The following is a 5,444-nucleotide window of genomic DNA, read 5'->3' as shown; positions in this document are numbered from 1 at the left end:
GGCGTAACAAGCAGGTAGAACAGCAGAATGACGGGGAAAGCCAGCACCAGATTGGCGAGGAACGAAAGCACCGTGTCGATCTTGCCGCCGTAGTAGCCGGCCGGCAGGCCGAGCGTGATGCCGACCATCAGCGCAAAGCCGGTCGCGGCCGGGGCGATGATCAGCACGATCTGGCTGCCATAGACCATGCGCGAGAACACGTCGCGCGCGAGCTTGTCGCCGCCGAAATAATAGATGAGCTTCGAGGTCGGCTCGATTGCGCCCGGCAGCGTGTCCTTCATGATCGACACCTGCGCCAGCGGATCGAAGGGCGAGATGGTCGAGGCGAAGATCGCCGTGAACAGCCAGAACAGGCAGATGCCGACGCCGGCAATGCCGACGCCGCTGTCGAAGAGCTGGCCGTAGAGGCCGAGTTTCTTCTTATAGGCGAAGCTCACGCCCATGACGATGGCGAGCGCCAGCCAGACCGGCCAGAACCTGGAAATCACACCAATAATGACGCTGAGGGCGCTGATATATTCGATCTGCATCCGCTTCGCCCCCTATTGAACCCTGATACGCGGATTGAGAAACGCGTAGCCGACATCCGAGATGAGCTGCGTGATCAGCACGATGAACACCGAGACCAGCGAGCAACCGAGCAGAAGGTCGATGTCATTGTTGCCCGCCGCTTCCACCAGCGTGTAGCCGAACCCCTGGTAGCGGAACATCACCTCGACGATCACGACGCCGGTGAGCAGCCACGGGAATTGCAGCATGATTACGGTGAACGGCGCGATCAGCGCGTTGCGCAGTGCGTGCTTGACGACGACGCTGCTGAAGGAGAGCCCCTTGAGGCGGGCAGTGCGGATATATTGCTGCGTCATCACCTCGACCATCGAGGCGCGTGTCATGCGCGCTATGTAGCCGGTGCCGTAGATGGCCAGCGTCATCACCGGCAGGGTGAAATTATAGAAGGTGAGGCCTTGGCTTGCCGAGGCCGCCGAGCCGTTCAGCCAGCCGAGCCACGAGGCGAAGATGACGGTGAAGATGACGCCCGATACATATTCAGGCGTCGCCGTCGAGGCGATCGAGGCGACCGACAGCGTGCGGTCGGTGCGCGAGCCCTCGCGCATGCCGGCGAGTATCCCGACAAGCAGCGAGATCGGCACCATCACCGCCAGCACCCAGAACATCAGCAGCCCCGTGGCGCCGAGCGCCGGGAACAGCTTCGCGCCGACCGTCGTCTTGAATTTGGTCGAGCAGCCGAAATCACCCTGCAGCACGCCGGAGAATTTCGGCTCCACCGGATCGTTGCAGAAGGAGAAGCGCTGCGCCGGCTTGCCCGTCGCCGGATCGGTGATCGGCTGCTTGGGCAGGATCCCCAGCCACTGACCATAGCGGACGAAGAAATTCTGCCGGTAGCCATGGTTGACCAGCCAATCCTCGAGCTGCTCGGCCGAGGTGTGCATTTCGGTCTGGCTGATCGCCAGCTTCTTCAGGTTCGGGTTGAGATTGATCAGAAAGAAAACGACCAATGTCAGGCACAGCATCGTCAATGCCATCGTGCCAAGGCGTCTGAGGATGAAGGATAGCATGGCGGCCCCTGCCGGTCTGGTTGGGGGTTGGAGCCTGTCTAAAATCAACCCGGCCGTTAGCGTCCAGGCTGATTGTCGACGGACCCTCGGATGCGATCAACCCTGTTTGTTACATGCCGTTGCCGAAAAATCCGCGCGCTCTTGGAGCGGCGGCTTCCGGTTCCAGCATTGTGTATGGGAGTGAGGGGAAGGGGCAAGAGCCCCTTCCCGATCGGCTCCAATCACGCCTGGTCGAGCCAGACCTTGCCGTAATCGCGTTCGAAGGTCGGATGCATTTTGTAGTTCTGCACCGCCTTGACCGAGTGGCTGTAGAGCTTGCGCCAGTAAGGCTGGATGATAATACCGGAATCCTGCAGGATCTGCTCGATGTCCTTCATCATCTCCTTGCGCTTGGCGGCGTCGGCGACGGCCAGCGCGGCGTTGAGCTTGGCATCCCAGTCGGGATTCGACCAGGCGGTCTCGTTCCATGCTTCGCCGGTGCGGTAGCCGATCGCAAGAACCTGCACGCCAAGCGGACGCATGTTCCAGTTGGTCGTGGACAAAGGATATTTGGTCCAGTCGTTCCAGAAGGTCGAGCCCGGCAGCACCGTGCGCTTCACCTTGATGCCGGCGTCGCGCATCTGCGCGGCGATCGCGTCGCCGGTGTTCTTGTGCCAGTCCTCGTCGACCGTGATCAGCTCATGCTCGAAGTCGGCCTGGCCGGCTTCCGCCAGCAGCGCCTTTGCCTTGGCAGGATCGCGAGCGACCTTGGCCAGTTCGTAGTATTCCGGGTGAATCTGGCATACGTGATGGTTCTCGGCCACCGTGCCGGCATTGCCGTAGCCGAGTTGCAGGACGACACTGTTGTCGACCGCGAGCTGCAGCGCGTTGCGGACCTTCTGGTTGTCATACGGCTTGTTGTTGACATTGGTCCGGCACACGATCGTCGAGGCCGTTACCACTTCCGACTTCACAAGGTCCATGCCGTCGAGGATCGACACATAGTCGGCCGACGTCTCGAAATTGGTGTGGACTTCGCCAGCCTCGAAGGCGCTGACCATCGCTCCCGGGTCGGTGCCGTAGTCGATGAACTCGATGCCGTCGAGGAACACCTCGCCGTCCCACCATTTGTTGTCTTCGCGGCGCTTGTAGACCACCTTCTGGCCGACGTCGTAGGAGACGAGCTCGAACGGGCCGGTGCCGATCGGGCAGGCTTTGAAATCGCCGCCCTTCTCGTCGAAGCTCTTGTGAACGATCAGGCCCGGATAGTCGCACATGTTCGGGATCAGCGCGATGTCGGGCTTGCCGAGTTTCAGCTTGATAGTCATGTCGTCGACCTTGGTCACGGCGCTCTCGTCGAGCTTGTCGTCCTTGACCAGCGTGCCAAGACGGCCGGGCATCGAATTGCCCTCGGCCTTCTTGTCGGCCCAGCGCTTGAGGTTGAAGATGACGTCATCGGCAGTAAAGGTATCGCCGTTCGACCAGGTCACGCCCTTGCGCACATGCAGGGTGTATTCGGTGGCGTCATCGTTCACGTCCCAGCTTTCCAGCAGATAGGGGCGGAAGGTGTATTCGGTTGTGTACTTGACCAGCGGCTCGAGCGCCTGGCGCTCGGCATTGGCGATTTCCGACCAGTCGGACTTGCGCGGATCCTTCGGATCCTTGATCCATTGCGCGACCTTCAGCGTGCCGCCCTTCTTGCCCTGAACGTCCTCGGCTCTCGCCGGGGTCGGGTCAGCGAGACCGAGCAGGCCGTAAGCCATCGCCGTGGACGCTCCGAAGACGCTGGCCAGAGCCAGGAATTCGCGGCGGTCGACGTTTCCTGCCTTGGCTTCTTCGGCCAAGGCCAGGATGTGATCCGGAACGCGGTCGCTGTTGCTTTTGTAGATTGCCATAACTGACTCCCATTGTTGGCTTTCTGCCTTTTAACATTCCGCATCCAGACCATCATGTCAAAGAGGGTATTGGAATGGGAACATGTTAGGGAATGTGCAACTTTGGAATGAGGCCGGTTCGCGCGATAGCGACAGTCTTGACGCAAATTTGTTAGTGCACCGCACATTTCCGAAAAATCGACAGACGATTAAATCAAGACATTTTAGGTGGATAAGGGCCGTGCGCGCGCCGTAAAAGCTCCCTTGGCTCCGCCCGAGGCGAGTGCCAAGTCATCAGTACTCGCGCTCGTAGAAGACGCCGCCTTTGGCTTCGCCGGCGTCGTTGGCCTCGCCGCGCAGCTTGACGCCGCGCCCGACATTGAGGTCGATCGTCGCCTTGCCGGAGCCCGGTTTGTCGCCCTTCTGGATCGTCACATAGGTGCGGTCGTTGAGGTATTTGCCGGCGGAAACCGCGGTGCCGCCCTTCTCGTCCGTCGTCACGTCGAGATCGTCGACGCCGATGGCGCTGCGCAGATTGTCGAGCAGCGATGTCGAGCCGCCGGCGCCCGCCAATTGCGCGGCGGCATCGGCAAGCTGGGCGATCTGCAGCGGCGAGAGGTTCGACATCGAGCGGCCGAAGATGAGCTGCGCCAGCACCTCGTCCTCGGGGAGCGCCGGCACCGAGGAGAAGTTGAATTTGGGATTTGTCGCCTCTCCGGAGACAACAATCGTGACGGTGGCGCTGCTCGTCGTCGTGGTCGCCGTCATGTTGAGGTAAGGCACCAGCGACCCCTGGAACCCGACCGTGCCCTCGGTGAAGGTCAGCCGCTTGGCGAGGATCGTCAGCCGCCCCCGCTGCAGCGTGAAGGTGCCGACCGCCTGCGGCGAGGACGCCGGGCCGGTCAGCTTCAGCGATCCGCCGAGTTCGGCGTCCAGGCCCCTGCCCTGGATGAATATCTGGTTCGGCGCGTTGACCTTCACGTCGAGGACAAGACCGCTGCCGCCATTGCCGCCGCCGGATGTCGGCGGGTTCAGCGCTCTGTCCTGCGCCCGCACGGCGCGCGGCGCATTCTTGTGCTTGACGTCGAGTGCCGAAAGCGAGCCCGGCAGCTTTTCCGGAACGGTGATGACGGTCTTGGCCAGATTGATGGTGCCGGCGATCACCGGCGCCGAGACCAGCGGACCCTTGATGGTCAGGTCGCCGCCGAGATTGGCGGTCACCACCCTGCCGTCGGTATAGCGGCCGTCGGTCAGCTTGATCGAAAGGTCGGCCGGAAAACCTTGCGCCGGGTTGATGCCGACCGTGCCGCTGGCCGAAAGGCTGCCGCGCGTCGACAATGTGCCGGTCAGGCGATTGATCCTGGCGACGCCGCTGCCGATCGAGACATCGGCCGCGATGTCGTTGACGGCAAGCCCGGAGCGCGCGTCGACGAGGCGCGCGCCCGAGGTGGTCACCGTGCCTCCGATGACCGGCGAGGACGCCGGGCCGCGCACCTGCACGTTCACATTGGCCGTGCCGGTAAGCCCCAGGCCTTGCGCCGCGAGCTTGGCGGCGAGGAAGGAAAACGGCACCTTGCCGTTGAAGTCGAGCGCCAGGGCCGGCGTGCCCGCGGTCGTAACCGTGCCGCCGCCCTTCAGGCCAAGACCGGCGCCGTCGCTGATGTTGGCCTCGAAGGCGAGCTTGTTGCCGGCAAAGGTTCCCGACGACGATACGTTCATGCCGCCGAGCCCGGCGCCGCGCGTCTGCGAGGTCTGCACGCCGGAAGCGTCCACGTTGAAGGCGACCGACGGGCTCGCCGGCGCGCCGCTAACCTTGACCGTGCCCGAGATCGAGCCGGCCGCATCGAGGCCGGGCGAAAAACTGTTGGCGAGCGACATCGGCACCCTGGCCAGATTGGCATTGATGTCCAGCGCTTGCCCGACCTTGCCCGTCACCGTCGCCGTGCCGCCGCCGAGATTGAGCACCAGCTTGTCCAGCGTCGTCGCGCCGTTGGCGATGGTCACGGTCGAGGCC

General features: G+C 62.8%; 3 protein-coding genes and 1 pseudogene. All 4 read right to left on the bottom strand.

All coding sequences use genetic code 11. The features are described from left to right. Nucleotides 1–530 (bottom strand): annotated as a pseudogene (locus tag EOA38_RS26785) (ABC transporter permease); the annotation flags it as partial. A gap of 12 nt (nucleotides 531–542) precedes the next feature. Next, the gene (locus EOA38_RS26780) at nucleotides 543–1,577 is read right to left on the bottom strand and encodes an ABC transporter permease (protein WP_126093015.1); all 1,035 of its coding nucleotides are present in this window, start codon (nucleotides 1,575–1,577) and stop codon (nucleotides 543–545) included. 221 nt (nucleotides 1,578–1,798) lie between these two features. After that, a complete protein-coding gene (locus tag EOA38_RS26775) occupies nucleotides 1,799–3,451 on the bottom strand; it encodes an ABC transporter substrate-binding protein (RefSeq protein WP_126093014.1) in 1,653 nt (550 codons plus the stop codon). 273 nt (nucleotides 3,452–3,724) lie between these two features. Next, the coding region (locus tag EOA38_RS26770) for a translocation/assembly module TamB domain-containing protein (RefSeq protein ID WP_189434919.1) at nucleotides 3,725–5,444 on the bottom strand (1,720 nt) is incomplete at its 5' end.

The sequence above is a fragment of the Mesorhizobium sp. M1E.F.Ca.ET.041.01.1.1 genome (genome assembly GCF_003997355.1).
Classification (GTDB): Bacteria; Pseudomonadota; Alphaproteobacteria; order Rhizobiales; family Rhizobiaceae; genus Mesorhizobium.
Note: the sequence above shows the minus strand (reverse complement) of the source record. Positions and strands in the feature narration are given on the sequence as shown.